16 protein-coding genes and 1 tRNA gene are annotated in these 20,100 nt (G+C 51.9%); 12 read left to right on the top strand and 5 right to left on the bottom strand.

All coding sequences use genetic code 11. The annotated features are described in order from the left end of the window. Nucleotide 1 precedes the first annotated feature (1 nt). From HMPREF1144_RS20810 to yjeJ, 3 genes are read left to right on the top strand one after another with little or no spacing between them, the layout of a single operon-like run. Nucleotides 2–1,288 (top strand): HlyD family secretion protein, encoded by a 1,287-nt coding sequence (locus tag HMPREF1144_RS20810; protein WP_009653885.1) that lies wholly within the window; start codon nt 2–4, stop codon nt 1,286–1,288. Next, nucleotides 1,281–3,404: a peptidase domain-containing ABC transporter gene (locus HMPREF1144_RS20805; protein ID WP_004097913.1), complete on the top strand. Its 2,124-nt coding sequence runs from the start codon at nt 1,281–1,283 to the stop codon at nt 3,402–3,404. The genes HMPREF1144_RS20810 and HMPREF1144_RS20805 overlap by 8 nt, the downstream gene beginning before the upstream one ends. 22 nt (nt 3,405–3,426) lie before the next feature. Further along, a complete protein-coding gene (gene yjeJ, locus HMPREF1144_RS20800; protein WP_009653879.1) occupies nt 3,427–4,293 on the top strand; it encodes a YjeJ family protein in 867 nt (288 codons plus the stop codon). Nucleotides 4,294–4,340: 47 nt separating this feature from the next. On the opposite strand, the gene HMPREF1144_RS20795 is transcribed toward yjeJ, so the two are convergent. The 3 genes from HMPREF1144_RS20795 to HMPREF1144_RS20785 form a co-directional block, all read right to left on the bottom strand. Further along, nucleotides 4,341–4,694, bottom strand: a complete 354-nt coding sequence (locus tag HMPREF1144_RS20795; RefSeq protein WP_004097909.1) for a DUF4156 domain-containing protein — start codon at nt 4,692–4,694, stop codon at nt 4,341–4,343. A 133-nt stretch (nt 4,695–4,827) separates the two neighbouring features. After that, a complete protein-coding gene (gene groL / locus HMPREF1144_RS20790; RefSeq protein ID WP_004097907.1) occupies nt 4,828–6,474 on the bottom strand; it encodes a chaperonin GroEL in 1,647 nt (548 codons plus the stop codon). Nucleotides 6,475–6,517: 43 nt separating this feature from the next. Next, nucleotides 6,518–6,811: a co-chaperone GroES gene (locus tag HMPREF1144_RS20785; RefSeq protein WP_003855929.1), complete on the bottom strand. Its 294-nt coding sequence runs from the start codon at nt 6,809–6,811 to the stop codon at nt 6,518–6,520. Nucleotides 6,812–7,045: 234 nt separating this feature from the next. On the opposite strand from HMPREF1144_RS20785, the gene yjeH reads away from it, so the two are divergent. Further along, nucleotides 7,046–8,305 carry an L-methionine/branched-chain amino acid transporter gene (yjeH, locus tag HMPREF1144_RS20780; protein WP_009653871.1) on the top strand — a complete coding sequence of 420 codons (1,260 nt, stop codon included), beginning with the start codon at nt 7,046–7,048 and terminating at the stop codon, nt 8,303–8,305. Nucleotides 8,306–8,324: 19 nt separating this feature from the next. On the opposite strand, the gene HMPREF1144_RS20775 is transcribed toward yjeH, so the two are convergent. Next, on the bottom strand, nt 8,325–8,801 hold the full coding sequence (locus HMPREF1144_RS20775) for an FxsA family protein (RefSeq protein WP_004097899.1): 477 nt from the start codon (nt 8,799–8,801) through the stop codon (nt 8,325–8,327). Between the two features lie 338 nt (nt 8,802–9,139). Here HMPREF1144_RS20775 and aspA point away from each other — a divergent pair, with 338 nt between their 5' ends. The 7 genes from aspA (at nt 9,140) to HMPREF1144_RS20740 (ending at nt 17,117) form a co-directional block, all read left to right on the top strand. After that, complete coding sequence (aspA, locus tag HMPREF1144_RS20770) at nt 9,140–10,576, top strand: aspartate ammonia-lyase (protein ID WP_004097898.1); 1,437 nt, start codon at nt 9,140–9,142, stop codon at nt 10,574–10,576. A 118-nt stretch (nt 10,577–10,694) separates the two neighbouring features. Then, entirely contained in the window at nt 10,695–11,996 is a 1,302-nt protein-coding gene (locus tag HMPREF1144_RS20765) for an anaerobic C4-dicarboxylate transporter (RefSeq protein WP_004097897.1), read from the top strand. 94 nt (nt 11,997–12,090) lie between these two features. After that, nucleotides 12,091–12,414, top strand: a complete 324-nt coding sequence (gene cutA / locus HMPREF1144_RS20760) for a divalent cation tolerance protein CutA (RefSeq protein WP_004097896.1) — start codon at nt 12,091–12,093, stop codon at nt 12,412–12,414. Then, complete coding sequence (locus HMPREF1144_RS20755) at nt 12,390–14,159, top strand: protein-disulfide reductase DsbD (RefSeq protein WP_009653884.1); 1,770 nt, start codon at nt 12,390–12,392, stop codon at nt 14,157–14,159. Before cutA ends, HMPREF1144_RS20755 begins: the two co-directional genes overlap by 25 nt. Before the next feature lie 35 nt (nt 14,160–14,194). After that, complete coding sequence (locus tag HMPREF1144_RS20750) at nt 14,195–14,770, top strand: transcriptional regulator (protein WP_009653888.1); 576 nt, start codon at nt 14,195–14,197, stop codon at nt 14,768–14,770. A 68-nt stretch (nt 14,771–14,838) separates the two neighbouring features. Continuing rightward, nucleotides 14,839–16,926, top strand: coding sequence for a DUF1176 domain-containing protein (locus HMPREF1144_RS20745; RefSeq protein ID WP_042928165.1), 2,088 nt, complete (start codon nt 14,839–14,841; stop codon nt 16,924–16,926). 115 nt (nt 16,927–17,041) lie between these two features. Continuing rightward, nucleotides 17,042–17,117: transfer RNA gene (locus tag HMPREF1144_RS20740), tRNA-Phe, on the top strand. 219 nt (nt 17,118–17,336) lie between these two features. On the opposite strand, the gene HMPREF1144_RS20735 is transcribed toward HMPREF1144_RS20740, so the two are convergent. Next, nucleotides 17,337–19,559 (bottom strand): glycosyltransferase, encoded by a 2,223-nt coding sequence (locus HMPREF1144_RS20735; protein WP_009653886.1) that lies wholly within the window; start codon nt 19,557–19,559, stop codon nt 17,337–17,339. Nucleotides 19,560–19,658: 99 nt separating this feature from the next. Between HMPREF1144_RS20735 and HMPREF1144_RS20730 the strand changes: the two genes are divergently transcribed. Then, nucleotides 19,659–20,100 (top strand): polysaccharide pyruvyl transferase family protein (locus tag HMPREF1144_RS20730; RefSeq protein ID WP_009653878.1); only part of this gene is annotated, 442 nt, incomplete at its 3' end.

Here is a 20,100-nt window from a genome sequence, read left to right as displayed (position 1 = left end):
AATGTTAAAAAATATCTATCGCAAGGAAGCGATTGAGTACAAAAAAAATCACTGGAAAGGGAAAGCATTATTGTTAGCAGGCATCCCAGCATGGTTGGTCACCTTGTTAGCATCACTTTTTCTTATTGCCCTTGTATTATCTCTCATATTTTGCACCTTCACTCAGCGCATAGATGTACGTGGCGAAGTCATTACCCTCCCCCACTCTGTGAACGTCTTCGCGCCACAGCAAGGTTTTGTTGTTAATCAGCACGTAAAAGTGGGTGATATCGTAAATAAAGGCCAACCACTTTATGAGCTTGACGTTTCGCGTAATACCATCAATGGGAATGTGAGCGCAGCCCAAATTGAAGTGATTAATGAAAAAATCGCCAATGCCGAAGATATTATAAGAAAACTGACGCACAATAAAGCTGAAACATTAACCGCCCTTGATAAACAGATTAAAACTACCAGCGCCTCACTAGCTGAAACTAATCGCATGCTGGCGACGACTCAGGTAGGCTTAAACAAAATGCATACCAACTTATCCAGCTATGATAAATACCTCAAGGATGGTCTGATCACTAAAGACCAGTATAACTATCAGCATTCTTTATATTTTCAACAGCAAAGTGCCTATCAATCTCTGGTTACCCAAAAAATGCAGCTGGAATCTCAGCTCACGCAAACCAATAGCGATAAAATAACCAAAGCAGCAGACTTTGATAATCAGATCTCCAGCCAGCACAATCAAATCAATGATTACAAAAATCAGCTGGTAGAATCCAACGCGAATGGTAATCTCATTATTAAAGCAACGACCAATGGAAAGATTGAGTCGCTGGCAGTGACTAAGGGGCAGATGGTTGAGAACGGCAGCAGCCTCGCACAGATCAAACCCACAGGGGATATTGAGTATTATCTCATCCTATGGTTACCTAATAATACTATCCCTTATGTGAAGCCAGGCGACACCATTAATATTCGCTATGATGCTTTTCCTGCGGATAAATTTGGGCAATTTCCAGGAAAGGTTATTTCTATCTCCTCGGTTCCAGCATCACGCCAGGAGATGGCTGAATATACCAACGTTAATAACGGCACTAGCCAGCAGGAGTTGGCGCTCTATAAAGCCATTATAAAAATTAAAGACAAGACTTTTAACTACAACGGAAAAACGCTCACGCTCTCTAACGGCCTGAAGGCTCAGGCGGTAGTTTTTCTTGAAGAGCGTCCGCTTTATATGTGGATGTTTACCCCTTTCTATAAGATGACGCAAAGCGTGAGTGGCCCGATCGATGCATAAAGAACTGTTTAAAACGATTACCGATAAGCTAAATTTTTCGCTCCGCCATAAAACGCCGGTGATATTACAGTCGGAGGCTGCCGAATGCGGTATCGCCTGTCTGGCGATGGTTTGCGGCTTCTACGGGCTCAATATCGACCTGTTCAACTTCCGCCATCGCTACGGCAGTCCTTCTCAGGGCGTTACGCTCATGTCGTTGAGCAAAACGGCGGAACATGCCGGGTTGAAAAGCCGTGCGCTATCCCTCGACCTGGATGAAATCAAGCAGCTAAAGCTGCCCTGCGTCATCCACTGGGGTTTGAATCATTACGTGGTGCTCACTAAAGTGCGTAAAAGCAGCTTTATTGTTCACGACCCGGCGCTGGGTAAACGGGTTATTGGCATCCAGGAAATGTCCAATAACTTTACCGGCGTTGCGCTGGAGCTATGGCCGGACCAAAACTTTCAGCAGGAACAGGCGAAATCTCGTCTACGCCTGCTGGACCTGATGCGTAATATTGTTGGGCTGAAATCCGTCCTGCTCAAGATCTTTGCCTTTTCGGTAGTGGTTGAGGCTATCGGTCTGTTGTTACCCATCGGCACGCAGCTGGTTACCGACCACGTCATCATGGCGCACGATCAGAGTCTGCTTTCAGTTATCTGTATTGGCCTGGTTTTCTTCACGCTCTTCCGTACATTTATTAGTATGCTGCGGGCCTGGATCTCATTAACGTTAAATACGCTGACCAATATTCAGTGGAAGACAACGCTGTTCGATCATCTGGCGAGCCTGCCGTTATCCTTTTTTGAGAAGCGCCATCTGGGCGATATTCAGTCTCGTTTCTCCTCGCTGGATACTATCCGCTCAACCTTCACCAATAGCATTGTTACCGGCATTATCGATTCGATTATGACCGTTGGCCTGCTGATTATGCTAACGCTTTATGGCGGCTGGCTGGTTTGGGTCGTGGTGGGCTTTACTTTATGCTACGTCATCATGCGTTTTGCGACCTACAGCTTCTACCGCCGCGTTGCCGAAGAGCAGGTTATCAAGGGCGCCCGTTCCAGCTCGCACTTTATGGAGTCGCTCTACGGTATTTCAACCATTAAGGCGTTGAACTTAAAAGAACGCCGTTCGCAGCACTGGTTAAATATCAACATCGACGCCTGTAATGCCGGCATCAAACAGACTCGGTTCGATATGATGTTTGGCGGTATTAATACCTTTATTACTTCTATCGACCAGGTTGCGGTTCTCTGGCTGGGGGCAATTATGGTTATTGATAACAATATGACCCTTGGCATGTTTATGGCCTTTAATGCCTATCGCGGTCAGTTCTCGCAGCGCGCCTCAAGTTTGATCGATCTGATTATGCAGCTACGTATGCTGTCGTTACATAATGAGCGTCTTTCAGAGATCGTCTTTAGCGAGCCGGAAAAAGAACTGCCTTCACGACGCGTTTTTGCAGAAAACACGGGCGTTAAACTGGAAGTGAAGAATCTCAGCTACCAGTACGATCCGTTCTCGCAGCCTATTTTTTCTAATTTAAATATTACCGTTGAACCGGGCGAATCCATCGCGCTGGTCGGCCCTTCCGGCGTCGGTAAAACCACACTACTGAAAGTCATGTGCGGCCTGCTGTCCCCAACCAGCGGCGATGTGATAGCGGATAACCTCGATATTCAGAAAATCGGCATTAACAACTTCCGTCATGGAACGGCCTGCGTTCTGCAGGAAGACAGACTCTTCTCGGGTTCCCTGATCGATAATATCAGCGGCTTTGAAGATAACGCCGATATGGACTTTATCGTTGAATGCGCACGCAGATGTAATATCCATGATGAAATCATGAAAATGCCGATGGGGTACGAAACCATTGTCGGCGAGCTCGGTTTAGGCATCTCTGGCGGGCAAAAACAGCGGCTCTTAATCGCTCGCGCCCTCTATCGAAAACCCAGCATTCTGTTTATGGATGAAGCCACCAGTCATCTCGATCTTAAAAATGAGTCGGTGATTAACCAGTCTATCTCTGGGCTAAGCATTACCCGAATCATCGTCGCCCATCGGCCATCCACCATTGCCTCGGCCGATCGCATTATTGATTTATCACAGCTACGCACGCTGGCACCAGCGTAACCCTCAGGAAAAGGAGATCCGAATGCAAGGCACGTTTATTGGTTTTAATACCGCATCAATTAAATATGAAGACAAATTTTTAGCTTTAATGCTCAAAGTAAAGCTGAGTAACCAACTTTTCCAGTCTTACTATCTTCAGGCCCAGGCGCTTACCGACCTCCTGTTAGTTTTACAACACAGGATGGCCATCGTATTACAGCGCTTAAACGCTGAAGGTGAAAGTTATAAGAGTGAGCTGGTTGCTTTTAATGAGCAGCTCATAGAAAACACCCCGGTTATAGATATGCCGGAAGTCCAGCAGCCCAATCCGGAAAGGCGAGTCATATCGATTACGTTAAAACCAGGCGCGACCTGGTCAACGCTCATTCTGGTGCTGCAAAACGAGCAAATTGCTACCCTGCGCATTGATGATATGCAGGTTGAAGCGCTGCTGGTTGGCATTCAGCAATCCCTTAAAAACGCTGGTGATAACGAACTGATTAAAAATTTAACGTCATCACTGGAAAGCCTGATGCTATATGCACTGGATTTAACGAATACCAAGAATGTTGATTATCAGCAGTACATCCAGGATGAATGGAAACTCAATTTGTTTTCCCATTATCTGGGCGTACTGTACTGCTGTGATACGGAGGCAGGACGAAAAATCATCTCCGGCGCTGTGATTAAAACCAACGCCGCCCATCCGTCAGAGCAGGAGAATAGCGTTGTGATGCGCTTAATTGAAAAAAGCCCAAAACTGAAAGAAGTGCACGCGCAGCATCAGCCCTGCCAGATTTTTAGCCAAATTATTCCTTCTCAACCTGGGAAAATGCTGTCGCTGGAGGAGTGCCTGCGGCCTTTACATGCGTTCTACCTGGCGACACAGGCGAAAATCAACGCGCGCTAAAAAATATGCCAGGTGCCTCTATTGGCTCAAGAGAGGCACCTGTTAAATCAATTCGGGCACTTATAAACCTGGCCGTTCATTTGGCTATCGGTCGGGACAAAGCTGGACAACAGATTCTGCGTCGGGCTGCTGACGCCGTAAATCACGTTGCCTCCCATTTCTGCCGCATGGTTACGCAGAGCGTTTGCCGCACCGCGCATAGAGCCGCCTTCATCACCATTCTGCCCGGACAGCCAGTTGCTCTGCGTACCGGTCGCAGTGCCCAACAGCTGGCATTCGGAACCCGGTTTATCCTCAACAAAGCGTACGTTCTGGCCACCAGAGGTCAATTCGTTGCTGGAGCTGCAACCTGCTAACAACAATGCTGCGCCGACAATCCCTGCTAAATATTTTACCTGCATGTTATTCCCCACGATCAATGAGCTGGACGCACTGGCCCGGATGTACAACCTTATACTAAAAAGACGACAAAAAGAAAAACCCCCGAGCATTTCTGCCCGAGGGTTCTTTATTTCTAAGGGGTATAGCGCACGATTACATCATGCCGCCCATACCGCCCATGCCACCCATACCGCCAGCAGCACCTAAGTCAGGCGCGTCGCTTTTCGGCAGGTCAGTGACCATGCACTCGGTGGTGATCATCAGACCAGCAACGGATGCTGCGTACTGCAGAGCAGAACGCGTCACTTTGGTTGGGTCCAGGATACCGAAGTCGATCATGTTGCCATATTCTTCAGTTGCGGCGTTGTAACCGTAGTTACCTTCACCGGCTTTCACGTTGTTAGCAACAACTGACGGCTCTTCACCGGCGTTGGATACGATCTGACGCAGCGGAGCTTCCATTGCGCGCAGAGCAACTTTGATACCGACGTTCTGATCTTCGTTCTGAGCGGTCAGGCCAGCCAGTTTAGCGGCAACGCGAACCAGCGCTACGCCACCACCGGCAACCACGCCTTCTTCAACCGCAGCACGGGTCGCGTGCAGGGCATCGTCAACGCGGGCTTTCTTCTCTTTCATTTCAACTTCGGTCGCTGCGCCAACTTTGATTACCGCAACGCCACCTGCCAGTTTCGCAACGCGCTCCTGCAGTTTTTCACGGTCGTAGTCAGAAGTCGCTTCTTCGATCTGCTTACGGATCTGAGTAACGCGGCCCTGAATCGCAGCTTCTTCACCCACGCCATCGATGATAGTGGTGGTGTCTTTGTTGATAACAACGCGTTTCGCCTGACCGAGGTCTTCCAGAGTCGCTTTTTCCAGCTCCATACCGATCTCTTCAGAGATAACGGTACCGCCGGTCAGAGTTGCGATGTCCTGCAGCATAGCTTTACGACGGTCGCCGAAGCCCGGCGCTTTAACCGCAGCCACTTTAACGATGCCGCGCATGGTGTTCACCACCAGGGTCGCCAGCGCTTCGCCTTCTACGTCTTCAGCGATGATAACCAGCGGTTTGCCAGCTTTCGCTACGGCTTCCAGAACCGGCAGCATTTCGCGGATGTTGGAGATTTTTTTGTCAGCCAGCAGGATGAACGGGCTTTCCAGCTCAACAGCACCGGTTTCCGGCTTGTTGATGAAGTACGGGGACAGGTAGCCGCGGTCAAACTGCATACCTTCAACCACGTCAAGTTCGTCTTCCAGACCGGTACCGTCCTCAACGGTGATCACGCCTTCTTTACCGACTTTGTCCATCGCTTCCGCGATCAGTTTACCTACGGTTTCGTCGGAGTTTGCGGAGATGGTACCTACCTGAGCAATGGCTTTAGAGTCAGAGCACGGTACGGACAGCGCTTTCAGTTCTTCAACGGCGGCAACGACAGCTTTGTCGATACCACGTTTCAGGTCCATCGGGTTCATACCCGCAGCAACGGCTTTCAGGCCTTCAGCGATGATAGCCTGAGCCAGTACGGTTGCAGTGGTGGTACCGTCGCCTGCAGCGTCGTTCGCTTTAGAGGCAACTTCTTTCACCATCTGCGCGCCCATGTTTTCGAACTTGTCTTCCAGCTCGATTTCACGCGCTACGGAAACGCCATCTTTAGTGATGGTCGGCGCACCGAAGGATTTGTCCAGAACCACGTTACGGCCTTTCGGGCCCAGGGTTACTTTAACTGCGTCTGCCAGTACGTTTACGCCGCGCAGCATTTTCACACGAGCGTCGTTACCGAATTTTACGTCTTTAGCTGCCATTTTATCTTTCCCTTAAATTCGTATGTTCAGTGTCGTTCGCGGATTACGCTTCAACAATTGCCAGAATGTCGCTTTCGGACATGATCAACACTTCTTCATTGTCGATCTTCTCGGACTTCACGCCATAGCCATCGTTGAAAATGACGATGTCACCAACTTTAACGTCCAGAGGCTGCACGGTTCCGTTTTCCAGGATGCGGCCCTTACCGACAGCGATGATTTCGCCACGAGTTGATTTTGCTGCCGCAGAACCGGTCAGAACGATGCCGCCAGCAGACTTCGTTTCAACTTCTTTACGTTTGACGATCACACGATCATGTAACGGACGAATACTCATTTTGATAGCTCTCCTTTGAGAAAGTCATTATCAGTTATGGATGACGCCGGTCCGCACACGGTTTTCCGGCTAGTGCCCTGAGAGATGGGGATGGGGTTTTACCGCTTCAAGGGGAAAAGTAAAAAAAAATTTGTCCTCGTGCTCGGACGCACATAAATTTGCCGTCCTCGCCTGACGTCATAAGCAAAAGCGATTGTGATACCATCCTTTTTTTGCCGGGCGCAAGGTTGAATCATGAGTGGTTTAAAACAGGAGTTAGGGCTGGCTCAAGGCGTGGGATTACTCTCCACGTCATTACTGGGAACCGGGGTCTTCGCCGTTCCGGCACTGGCTGCGCTGGTCGCCGGCGATAACAGCCTCTGGGCCTGGCCGGCGCTGATTTTACTGGTGTTTCCCATCGCTATCGTCTTTGCGACGCTGGGCCGCCACTTTCCCAGCGCCGGCGGCGTGGCGCATTTTGTGAATATGGCCTTTGGCCCGCGTCTGGCGCGCGTCACCGGCTGGCTCTTTTTATCGGTGATCCCGGTGGGATTACCCGCGGCCCTGCACATCGCCACCGGCTTTGGTCAGGCGCTTTTTGGCTGGCATGACAGCCAGCTGCTGCTGGCCGAGCTGGGAACGCTGGCGATTATCTGGTGGGTCGGTTCTCGCGGAGCCAGCTCCAGCGCCAATCTACAGACGCTGGTTGCCGTGCTGATTGTCGCCCTCATCGTCGCCATCTGGTGGCGCGGCGCGATCAATCCCGCGCAGATCCCCTTCCCGGCGCCCGCTGAAATCGATAGTTCGCAGCTTTTCTCCGCACTCTCCGTGATGTTCTGGTGCTTTGTCGGGCTGGAGGCTTTTGCACACCTGGCCTCTGAGTTTAAGCAGCCGGAACGCGATTTCCCCCGCGCGCTGATGATTGGCTTATTACTGGCGGGTTCCGTCTACTGGGCCTGTACCGTGCTGGTCCTGCATTTTCATGCCTTTGGCGAGGAGATGGCCGCCGCCGCGTCGCTGCCCAATATCGTGGTGCGACTGTTTGGCGTGCAGGCGCTGTGGATTGCCTGCGTTATCGGCTATCTCGCCTGCTTCGCCAGCCTCAATATCTATATTCAGAGTTTTGCTCGCCTGGTCTGGTCGCAGGCGCAGTACAAGCCCGAGAGCTATCTGGCCCGGCTGTCGCCGCGACAGATTCCGCGCAACGCGCTGAACGCGGTGCTCGGCTGCTGCGTCATTAGCGCGTTATGCATTTATGCGCTCAATATCAATCTTGATGCGCTGATCGTCTACGCCAACGGCATTTTTATTATGATCTATCTGCTGTGCATGCTGGCGGGCTGCCGTTTGCTTGAGGGACGTTATCGCGCGTTAGCGGCGTTTGGCGGCCTGCTGTGCCTGCTGCTGCTGGCGATGGTGGGCTGGAAGAGCCTTTACGCGTTTATCATGCTGGCGGTACTGTGGCTGTTTTTACCGAAGCGCAGGCTGGCGGAGGGGTATTCCAGGCCGGAGTAACCGGCCCGGGCAATGCATGTTAGTCGCGGCGATCGTCTTTATGATCGAGACGGTCGCGTTCGTCGTCTTTACGCTGGTATTCGCCTTCAAAGGTATCGCCGCCGCCCGTTCCGGCGCTAAACCCGCCGCCCGGCATCCGGCTAAAGCGCAGATGCGGCATCAGTTTTAAGGTCAGATGCTTCTGTACCGGAGGTAACAGCAGCAGCAGCCCCAGGAAATCGGTAAAGAACCCCGGCAGAAGCAACAGCAAACCGGCGATAATCAGCGACACGCTTTTGATCATCTCTGCGGCCGGGCTCTCCCCCGCCGCCATCTTCTGCTGCATCAGCATGAGGTTTTTAAAGCCCTGGTTTTTCACCAGCGATATCCCCACCACCGAGCTGAAGATCACCAGAATCAGCGTCAGCAGAACGCCAAGCACATGAGCGACCTGGATAAAGATCGAGATTTCAATGTAAACGTATAAAAAAACGGCAATTAACGGAATCCAACGCACCGGCGTCTCCTTCATTAACAGACGCCAGCATCGGCGCCCGTAGTCATAGATGTGCTATTCGCATCAGCAAGATGTTGGGCCAAAACGTCACTTTTCAATCGTAAAAAAAGCTTATTTTTTTCAAAATTAGAAAACCGGTGACTCATTTCACAGATTAATAATTCTTATAAGATTCACTACATAATAAGTGATCAGGGCGGCTGATATTCGCTATCATCAGCATATGATCGTGGGCACCGGGCCGATTAAGGAAATAATCTGCGGCCAGAAAATGCGCTAGATCCCATTAATTCTGCGTATTTGGTGAATTCATAGGCAGCTTGAAAGAGAAGGTTCACATGTTAAACAACATTCGTATCGAAGAAGACCTGTTGGGTACAAGGGAAGTTCCAGCTGACGCTTACTACGGCGTCCATACTCTGAGAGCGATTGAAAACTTCTACATCAGCAACAACAAAATCAGCGATATCCCTGAATTTGTCCGCGGAATGGTGATGGTGAAGAAGGCCGCTGCGCAGGCTAACAAAGAGCTGCAAACTATCCCCAAAAGCGTCGCCAATGCCATTATCGCCGCCTGCGATGAGGTCCTGAATAACGGCAAATGCATGGACCAGTTCCCGGTCGATGTGTTCCAGGGCGGCGCGGGCACTTCCGTTAACATGAACACCAACGAAGTGCTGGCGAACATCGGCCTTGAGCTGATGGGCCACCAGAAAGGCGAATATCAGTACCTCAACCCGAACGACCACGTTAACAAATGCCAGTCCACCAACGATGCCTACCCGACCGGTTTCCGCATCGCGGTCTACGCCTCCATCCTCAAACTGATCGATGCGATTAATCAGCTGGGCGAAGGCTTCCAGCAGAAGGCCGTGGAGTTCCAGGACATTCTGAAAATGGGCCGGACTCAGCTACAGGATGCGGTACCGATGACCCTCGGTCAGGAGTTCCACGCGTTTAATGTTCTGCTTAACGAAGAGACCAAATGCATTCTGCGCACCGCGGAACTGCTGCTGGAAGTGAACCTTGGCGCGACCGCTATCGGCACCCGTCTGAATACCCCGGATGGCTATCAGCAGCTGGCGGTACAAAAACTGGCGGAAGTCAGCAACCTGCCGGTTGTCCCCGCGGAAGATCTGATCGAAGCGACCTCCGACTGCGGTGCCTACGTGATGGTCCACAGCTCTCTGAAGCGCCTGGCGGTAAAACTGTCCAAAATCTGTAACGACCTGCGCCTGCTCTCTTCCGGCCCGCGCGCTGGCCTGAACGAAATCAACCTGCCTGAACTGCAGGCGGGCTCTTCCATCATGCCCGCCAAGGTTAACCCGGTGGTCCCGGAAGTCGTCAACCAGGTATGCTTCAAAGTAATCGGTAACGACACCACCGTCACCATGGCTTCCGAAGCGGGCCAGCTGCAGCTGAACGTGATGGAACCGGTGATTGGCCAGGCGATGTTTGAATCTATCCATATTCTGACCAACGCCTGCTACAACCTGCTGGAAAAATGCGTCAGCGGCATCACCGCCAACAAAGCGGTATGTGAAAGCTACGTCTACAACTCCATTGGCATCGTCACCTACCTCAACCCGTATATCGGCCATCACAATGGCGATATCGTCGGCAAAATCTGCGCTGAAACGGGCAAAAGCGTGCGGGACGTGGTGCTTGAACGCGGCCTGCTGACCGCGGCGGAGCTGGACGATATCTTCTCTGCGCAAAACCTGATGCATCCGGCCTATAAAGCGAAGCGTTATACCGATGAAAGCGAACAGTAGGTTTTCCGATTAAACTAACCAAGGGCATGTCAGCAATGACATGCCCTTTTTGTTCTTATTGATTTACTAAATTACAACAACCCAATATCAACTTGTTAATAAAACAAGGAAGGCAAATATGTTTGGTGCAGAACTCGTTATTGTCCTGCTGGCGATTTATCTGGGGGCCAGACTCGGGGGAATCGGCATCGGTTTCGCCGGTGGCCTGGGCGTCCTCATCCTGACCCTCGTGTTTCAAATTAAACCTGGCGCGATCCCCTTCGACGTCATCGAAATCATTATGGCGGTTATCGCCGCTATCGCCGCCATGCAGGTCGCCGGAGGGATGGATTACCTGGTCAGCCTTGCCGAACGTATGCTCCGGCGTCATCCCAAATACATCACCTTTCTCGCGCCGCTGGTCACCTGGTTTATGACCGTGCTTGCCGGAACCGGGCATACGGCGTTCTCAACCTTACCGGTTATCACCGAAGTGGCAAAAGAACAGGGCATCCGCCCCTCACGCCCGCTCTCCATTGCGGTAGTCGCTTCGCAGATTGCCATTACCGCCTCGCCGATTTCCGCAGCGGTGGTCTTCTTTGCCGGTATTCTGGAGCCCCTGGGCGTCAGCTACCTGACGCTACTGGCGATCTGTATTCCGGTTACCCTGATTGCCGTCATGCTTACCGCCATCGTCTGTAACTTCCTCGGCTGTGAGCTGAAAGACGACCCGATTTATCAGGAGCGGCTGGCAAAAGGGGAAGTCAAACTGCGCGGCAGCCAGGTTTTTGAACTGAAGCCGCACGCCAGACGCTCGGTATTACTGTTTCTGATTGGTATCGTCGCGGTGATGTTCTACGCCACTGCCATTAGCGATACCGTAGGCCTGATCCAGAACCCGCTCCTGCCGCGTAACGAAGCGATCGTGGTATTTATGCTGACTATCGCGACATTGATCAGCATCACCTGCAAAATCGACACCGGTGAAGTGCTTAACGCCAGCACGTTTAAATCCGGCATGAGCGCCTGCGTTTGCGTTCTCGGCGTCGCATGGCTGGGGGATACTTTCGTTAAAGCCCACATCAGCGATATCCAGACCGTGGCGGGCGACCTGCTGCACAACTATCCGTGGCTGCTGGCGGTCGTGCTATTCTTCGCCGCAACCCTGCTCTATTCCCAGGCCGCGACCACCAAGGCGCTGATGCCCGCCGCGCTGATGCTGGGCGTGAGCCCGCTTACCGCCATCGCCTCATTTGCCGCCGTCTCCGCCCTTTTCGTTCTGCCGACCTACCCCACCCTGCTGGCGGCGGTCGAAATGGATGACACCGGCTCAACCCGCATCGGCAAATACGTTTTTAACCATGCCTTCCTGATCCCCGGCGTCATCGCCATTACGCTATGCGTGATCCTCGGGTTTATTTTCGGCGGCATCATGCTGTAAATCTCTTCAAATTCGGGCCAGATCCTGGCCCGTTGCGTTAATCCTCCCCACCTTGCGTGCTATAGTGCCTCTTTTCGCTGATACGAGGTTCACGATGACGATGCCTGATGCTGTTGTTGTACTCTGTACCGCGCCGGATGAAGCGACCGCCCAGGACCTGGCGGCCAAAGCGCTGGCGGAAAAACTCGCCGCCTGCGCCACTCTCCTGCCGGGAGCGACATCGCTCTACTACTGGGAAGGAAAACTGGAGCAGGAGTATGAAGTGCAAATGCTGCTGAAAACCGACCTTGCCCATCAGCAGGCGCTACTGGACTGCCTGAAGTCCCATCACCCGTATCAAACCCCTGAACTTCTGGTTCTGCCCGTTATTCACGGAGACAACGATTACCTCTCATGGCTCAACGCATCATTACGCTGATCCTGCTGCTTTGCAGCACTTCGGCCATTGCCGGCCTGTTCGACGCCCCTGGCCGTTCGAACTTTGTTCCTGCTGACCAGGCTTTTGCCTTCGATTTTCAGCAGAATCAACACGATCTTAATCTGACCTGGCAAATCAAGGATGGTTACTATCTTTACCGTAAACAGATAAAGCTGACGTCCGCCGATGCGGCGTTTACCGACCCCTCGCTGCCTGCAGGCGAATGGCATGAGGACGAGTTTTACGGTAAAAGCGAAATTTACCGCCAGCGCCTGACCGTGCCGGTCACTCTGACTCACGCCGCCGCCGGCGCGACTCTTACCGTGACTTATCAGGGATGCGCGGATGCCGGTTTTTGCTATCCGCCGGAAACCAAAATCGTGCCGCTCGGCAATGCGCTGGCGCGCTCCGACAGCGGCGCTACGGTCGAACAACCAAAGCTCAACCCGCCTCTGCCGCTGGAAACGCGCCCGGCGCTGCCGGTAGAGTCGCCATCTGACCTTCCGCCCCCCACTGTGGACAATAAAGATGCCGCTCTTCCCTTTAGCGCGCTCTGGGCGCTATTAATTGGTATCGGCATCGCGTTTACCCCCTGCGTTCTGCCGATGTATCCGCTCATTTCCGGTATCGTGCTGGGCGGTCAAAAACGCCTCTCCACCGCCCGCGCGCTGCTGCTGGCCTTTATCTACGTCCAGGGTATGGCTCTAACCTATACCGCCCTGGGGCTGGTCGTTGCCGCTGCGGGCCTGCAGTTCCAGGCGGCGCTGCAGCACCCTTATGTGCTGATCGGCCTGTCGGTGGTGTTTATCCTGCTGGCGCTGTCGATGTTTGGTCTGTTTACGCTCCAGCTGCCTTCGTCGCTGCAAACGCGTCTGACGCTGATGAGCAACAAACGCCAGGGCGGTTCACCCGGCGGCGTATTCGCCATGGGGGCAATTGCCGGATTAATCTGCTCGCCCTGTACCACCGCGCCGCTGAGCGCCATTCTGCTCTATATCGCCCAGAGCGGTAATCTGTGGCTGGGCGGCGGTACCCTGTACCTCTACGCGCTCGGTATGGGGCTGCCGCTGATCCTGGTGACCGTATTCGGTAACCGTCTGCTGCCGAAAAGCGGCCCGTGGATGGCCCACGTCAAAACCGCCTTTGGCTTTGTGATCCTGGCGCTGCCGGTATTTTTACTCGAGCGTGTCGTGGGCGAACCGTGGGGCCTGCGGCTTTGGTCGCTGCTTGGCGTCGCCTTTTTTAGCTGGGCGTTTATTACCTCGCTGGGCAGCACGCGCCCCGGGCTGCGTATTGTGCAAATAGCGATGCTCGGCGCCGCGCTGGTCAGCGCCCGTCCGCTGCAGGACTGGGCTTTCGATGCGCCGGTCGCGCAACGGCAGTCCCATCTCCAGTTTACCCGTATCCATAGCGTCGATGAGCTCAATCAGGCGCTGGCCCAGGCGAAAGGCAAACCGGTGATGCTCGATCTGTACGCCGACTGGTGCGTGGCCTGCAAAGAGTTCGAGAAATACACCTTTACCTCACCAGAGGTTCAACAGGCCCTGAAAGAGACCGTTCTGCTGCAGGTTGATGTCACCAAAAATAGTGCGCAGGACGCGGCGCTGCTGAAGCACCTCCAGGTGCTCGGCTTGCCCACCATTCTGTTTTTCAATGAACAGGGCGAGGAGCAGCCCGCGCAGCGCGTCACCGGCTTTATGGATGCCGCGGCATTCAGCGCCCATTTGCGCGATCGACAACCGTGAGCGACACTGTAGGAGGAATAATGGAGGAAAAGACCGTGCAACGTGAAGATGTCCTGGGTGAAGCCATCCAAATCCTCGAAATCGAGGGTATCGCTAACACCACGCTGGAAATGGTCGCCGAGCGCGTGGCTTACCCGCTCAATGACCTCAAACGTTTCTGGCCTGACCAGGAAGCGCTGCTGTACGACGCGCTTCGCTATCTCAGCCATCAGGTCGATGCCTGGCGCCGCCAGCTTTTACTGGACGAGTCGCTCAGCGCGGAGCAGAAGCTGCTGGCCCGCTACGCCGCGCTGACCACCTGCGTAAGCAACCATCGTTATCCCGGTTGCCTGTTTATTGCCGCCTGTACTTTTTATCCGGACCCTCAGCATCCGATCCATCAGCTGGCCGAGCAGCAAAAGCAGGCTTCGCTGGCCTATACCCATGAACTGCTTAGCCAGCTCGAAGTTGACGATCCAGCAATGGTCGCAAAGCAGATGGAGCTGATCGTTGAAGGCTGCCTGAGCCGACTGCTGATCAAGCGCAGCCAGACGGATGTCGATACCGCGCGTCGCCTGGCAGAAGACATTTTGCGTTTTGCCCAGTGCCGTATGGGCGGCGCCCTGACCTGATTCCGATATCTTAACCAATTCATCGCGCATATAATCCCCTCCTCATCGATATGCTGACAGGGTTTGATATGCGCTCTCTTCTTTGGGTTGCCATCATGGGGCTGTGTTCGACACCGCTCCTGGCAGCTTCTCCGCAAGGCTTTTCTTTCGCGCACAAAGACTGGGAGCTCGCCTGCGACAACACCGGGACCTGCCGAGCCGCCGGCTATGGCGCCACCATGGGCGAAGTCAGCGTTCTGCTGACCCGCAATGCGGGCGCGGCGCAGCACGTCATCGCTGTTGCGACTTTCGCGCAAACCGAACGCGATATCCCCCCTGACGCAACGGTAAATCTGTTCATTGACGATCGGGATAACGGTCCACTTGAGGCCGCCGACGAGAGCCACTTTCGCTTTGATGACACCCAAACGGCGGCCCTGATTCAGGCCCTGGAGCATAACGGCAAAATTGAGCTTGCCCTTAACGGCGAGCGTAAGACGCTCTCCGACGCGGGCAGCAGCGCCGTATTCCTGAAAATGGATGAGTTTCAGCAGCGCCTGGGCACTGCCGATGCGCTGTTACGCCAGGGCGACGCCGGTGATGACAATATTTTATCAGCCGCGCCCGCGCCGGAAATTATCGCCGCGCCGGTCATCCACAATGCCGCCACCGTAGCGCTGACGGCAAAGCAGCGGCAGAAACTCCGTCCTCAGCTCGTCCCTCTGCTAAACAGCCATTGCGACGACTGGCAAAACGCGGATATCCCGGCATCTGAGCGCCAGATCACCGCAACGCCGTTGGATAAAAGCCACACGCTAATTCAGGCGCTGTGCTGGCGCGCTGCCTACAACGACGGCTATGCAACGTGGGTGGTCGACAAGGCGTTTATGACCCAGCCTCAGCTGGTCACCACCGACGCCTCCAGCTATGCCGACGGCGTGCTCACCTTTTTCAATAAAGGCCGCGGTATCGCCGACTGCATCAGCGGTGAAGAGCGCGTCTGGGATGGCAAAACGTTTGTCCAGAGCCTGAAATACACCACCGGCGACTGCCGGGAGATCGCCCCCGGCGGCGCGTGGATGCTGCCCACCTTTGTGAGCCAGGTTATCCCGAAGCAGCAGAAAGATGCCGATAACAACGCGCTGAAAGCGCTGTATAACGCCGTATTAAAGGAGCAGAAGGCCAATCCTGAAATGGATCTGAATAATATCGCCGAGCAGTTCCCCCTCAGCGGGAACGTCAGCCATTTTACGCTGACCTACGCGGACGACTCTCTGGTATCGACAACGAAGCCGTCCGCCGATATCAGCGATGATGAGTGGCAGGCGTTTCTCCAGTCCGATATCAGCGCCGACTCCGAAAACGGTAAAGTCAGCTTTACGCTGGTCGACCTCGACGGAGACGGTAAACGCGATTTAATTATCGACAGCTACGTTGGCGGCACCGGACTCTTTAGCTATACCGGGATACTAAAACGCAGCGACGACGCTTTTGCTGCGGTCAACAGCGATGATAGCGGCAATGGCGATGATTTTGACGCAGGCGTTCCGGGCGCGCTCTATTCTCTCAACGGCCGCGGCGCCAACCAGTGGAGTCACTGGGTGCGCATTAACGGCCAGGTTTACGCACTCTGGTACAACGGCCAGTTTGGCGAAGATAATCTCTATCTGTTGCGCCCGTTTGGCCCCTCAGGCAGTACGCCAGCAGTGACAATCCGCTATCGCTACACCCTTAACGACATTCGCTCGCCGGAAAAAGACCAGCCTCTGACGCCCGCGCTGAATGAGCGGGAAAAGTCAGACCTGCTGAAGTCGCTGGAAGTGATGCAGAGCAACCTGCTCAAGGATAAGCCACAGAGCGACAATGACGCGCCAATTTGCCCTATTCCTCCGGGCACATCATCCGACGACGCGGAAAACTACTACAGCGGGGTAGCGTCGAACTATATCTATGAAACCGTGGCATATATCCCGGTCTGGCTGAACGATAAATGTTTTATCGGCACCATCTTTAGCCACCACGGCGCCTATCGTCACGGCGTCGATGCGGAAATCACGATCAGCTCGCCGCGCGATGACGAAGACATTGTTGGCGACTACGCGATCTCCGGATTACGCCGCGCTATCTCGGTGACCAGCGGCTGGAAAATCCGTGAAGGCGACAACGGTATGATGTAATTTTCAGCAAAAAAGCGTCTTCAGGCGCAGAATTGCCGCAAACTTAAGCAACCGGTAGATAAATCGAGAAATTTGATTGACGCCGCGTACGGATTACGGTTTAATGCGCCCCGTTGCCCGGATAGCTCAGTCGGTAGAGCAGGGGATTGAAAATCCCCGTGTCCTTGGTTCGATTCCGAGTCCGGGCACCACTTATTTAGAGAACCCAGCCTATGGCTGGGTTTTTGCTTTTCTGCGGCCGGACTCTCCATCGAACTCCGTTCGATTATTCGCCGCACGGCGGCTCACCCCTTCGGGGCCAGCGCGACAAGCGCGCTGTTCAACGCCTGCGGGGTGAGCTGAGTGCGTCGAACAATTAAACTTCATTAAAACTCTTTTTTGCGGAGCCCTTTCGAGCTCCGCGAACGCTGCTATTTCAACAGGGATTTAACTTTTCTGCCCACCCGACGAACCAGACTTCTACCTCTGTTGGCGCCCTGAACATGAATGGCTTCATAAAGGGCATTAAAGCGGTCATGGGCCCAGCCATCTCTTTGCTGGGAAATAAGACCATCAATCTTATGATTTAAAAGCTGCAGTTCATTACTGACAGAGTGGCCGCCATTGATGCTACGCAGTCGGCTCACCTCGCTCTCAAGTTCATGAATTTTTTCGAGGTAAGCAGGAATCAACCCCATCGCATAGTTATATTTCACATTTTCATCCATAAATGGACGGAAACTACGATAGTTATTTTTGCTCTTATTTCCGCTTAACAACATTCCGGAGTTTGCTACTCTATACCAAAATAGCGGTTCAGGAACGAGCTGCAATTTATAGCCTTGTAAGGATACTTTCGCAAAAAACTCCCAATCTTCATGGCCTAAACCATAATCTTCAGTAAAGCCACCGATATTGTCGAAAGCTTCTTTGCGGATAAGGGCATTAGCATCGCCAAAGCAGTTGCTAAAGCTGGCGATATTTAAATCCGGGCCTAACGGCAGCCAGCAGTGCGTCATTTTACGGAACGGAGAAGGGAACTCTTCACCAAAAATGAGATCGCTTGGGGTGGTTAACACATCGGCCCCGGAGTTTAATGCTGCCGTGACAAATGTCTCAACCTCAAAAGGTTTAGCGACATTATCATCGTCCATAAACATCAGATATTCACCGGAGGCGTGTCGCGCAGCCAAATTTCGCGCCGCGCCCAGGTAGTTATTTGAACTACGGATGATTTTCCAGCCTCGAGCGTTAAAATCGTTCTCGATAAGGTTCAAATAACGATGAGATTCTTCTTTTGTACTTCCATCATCAACTAAAATGACTTCAATATTTTGATACGTCTGCGTTTTAATTGAGGCAAGTGCCTGCTGGAGCAAATGGTGACGATCGAAATGAGTGATACACACGCTAACTAACGGGCGATTCGATTCATCTATTTTCTTGAAGACGCTGTTATCTTTTCGCTCAATAGCGGCAAACCACGCTGTCTGGATATTTTCCTGTGACTCAACCAGCCCAGGCTTGATATTTATATTTTTTAAGCGATAGTGGATTTTACCGTACAAATCAACCGGCGTTGGGGTAAACAAAACCTCAGCATGATGCTCTTGCGGAATCAGTTCTGGAATTCCTCCGACGTTTGAGGCGAGGAAGTTAACGTTATTAACCAGGCACTCATAAACTGTATAAGGAGAGTTTTCAACGAGCGATGGGATGATGACTAATACATTTTTTCTTTTTATATATTCATTAGCATTAGTACGATCGTAATCGCTGATGATATTGACTGCCAGACCCAGATTTTTGGTCTGGTTCATGATATAGGTAAAGGAATCAATTTTACCCAGCGTGACATTCTTCCCGAGGAAAGTCACGCCAGAGATCGTCTCTTTGTCTTCGTCAGAGAGTTTTCTTAATGCGCGCAGAAAGATATCGAGCCCTTTACGGGTTTCAAGCCGGCCGAAAAATACAAGCTCAACGCCTGCAACTGGTGTTTCATTTGTTTTTACGACAACATCACTTCTCGCCTCAAACCCTTGAAATGGCTCACAATTTAAAATAACGTGGCGTTCTTCAGGAACATTCCAGTGTTTACTCAACATCCAGTCAATTAAATACTGAGAAGGACTAACGACTTCATCAGCCATCTCAACAACCATTTTCTCCATATAATAGAGTTCAAGATGATTCTGATCATATGGGAGCTGATAATTACCTTCATCAGCCCATAATGTTGAGCTATGAGTATTGACAATGAATTTTGTATTCTCAAAATCAGTGCCATTCTTTTTACTTAATAAAGCGTAATACGGATCTGCCTGCCATTCACAAGAAATAATAGTGTCGTAGACATTATTTTCTTTCAGCCAGAGCAAAATTGAGTAACTTTTTCTTCTAAAATAAGGCGCATCAATATTAATCTCTTTTACCAGACCGGTACTTAGCAGATTAATACCAAAGGTGCTATAAATACGTGACCAATCGCTAAAAGTTGATGCAGAAGACTCCGAATAGTCACCACATGTATACAATACATCGACATCATAACCCTTTTTTGCCAAAGTAGTGGCAAGGGCAGTGAAAGCAGTACCAATGCCGCCGTTACGGACAGGCCCCTCTATGTCCGGCGTCATTATAAGAACTTTTTTCATTGTGATCTTTCCTTAGTAACCTAGACTTTTCTATAATAATGAGTAAGTTGAAGTAATATTAAGATAGCAATCAATAGCTTCTGTTAAACAGGATAAAAAATGACCAGTGCAGAGTTAAAATTTGATTTATTTCTAAAATCCTATCATCCATCTCATCGATTTGTCTATAAGGCAAACCCCGGTAACGCGGGTGATGGCGTGATTGCATCTGCAACGTACGATTTTTTCGAACGAAATGCGCTTACCTATGTTCCTTACAGGGCCGATGAGCGCTACAGCGCTGATACTGATATTTTAATTTTTGGTGGCGGAGGAAACCTCATAGAAGGACTGTATGCTGAGGGCCGCGATTTTATTCAAAGTAATATTCACAAATTTCACAAAACGATCATTATGCCTTCGACCATCAGAGGGTATAGCGATTTATTCACTAATAATAGTGATAAGTTAGTTGTCTTTTGCCGTGAAAATACAACTTTCGATTATATAAAATCTCTCAGCTATGAGCCAAATAAGAACGTATTCATTGCTGATGACATGG

It is taken from the genome of Klebsiella sp. OBRC7 (assembly GCF_000293135.1).
Classification (GTDB): domain Bacteria; phylum Pseudomonadota; class Gammaproteobacteria; order Enterobacterales; family Enterobacteriaceae; genus Klebsiella; species Klebsiella michiganensis.
This window is presented reverse-complemented; position numbering and strand designations above follow the sequence as displayed.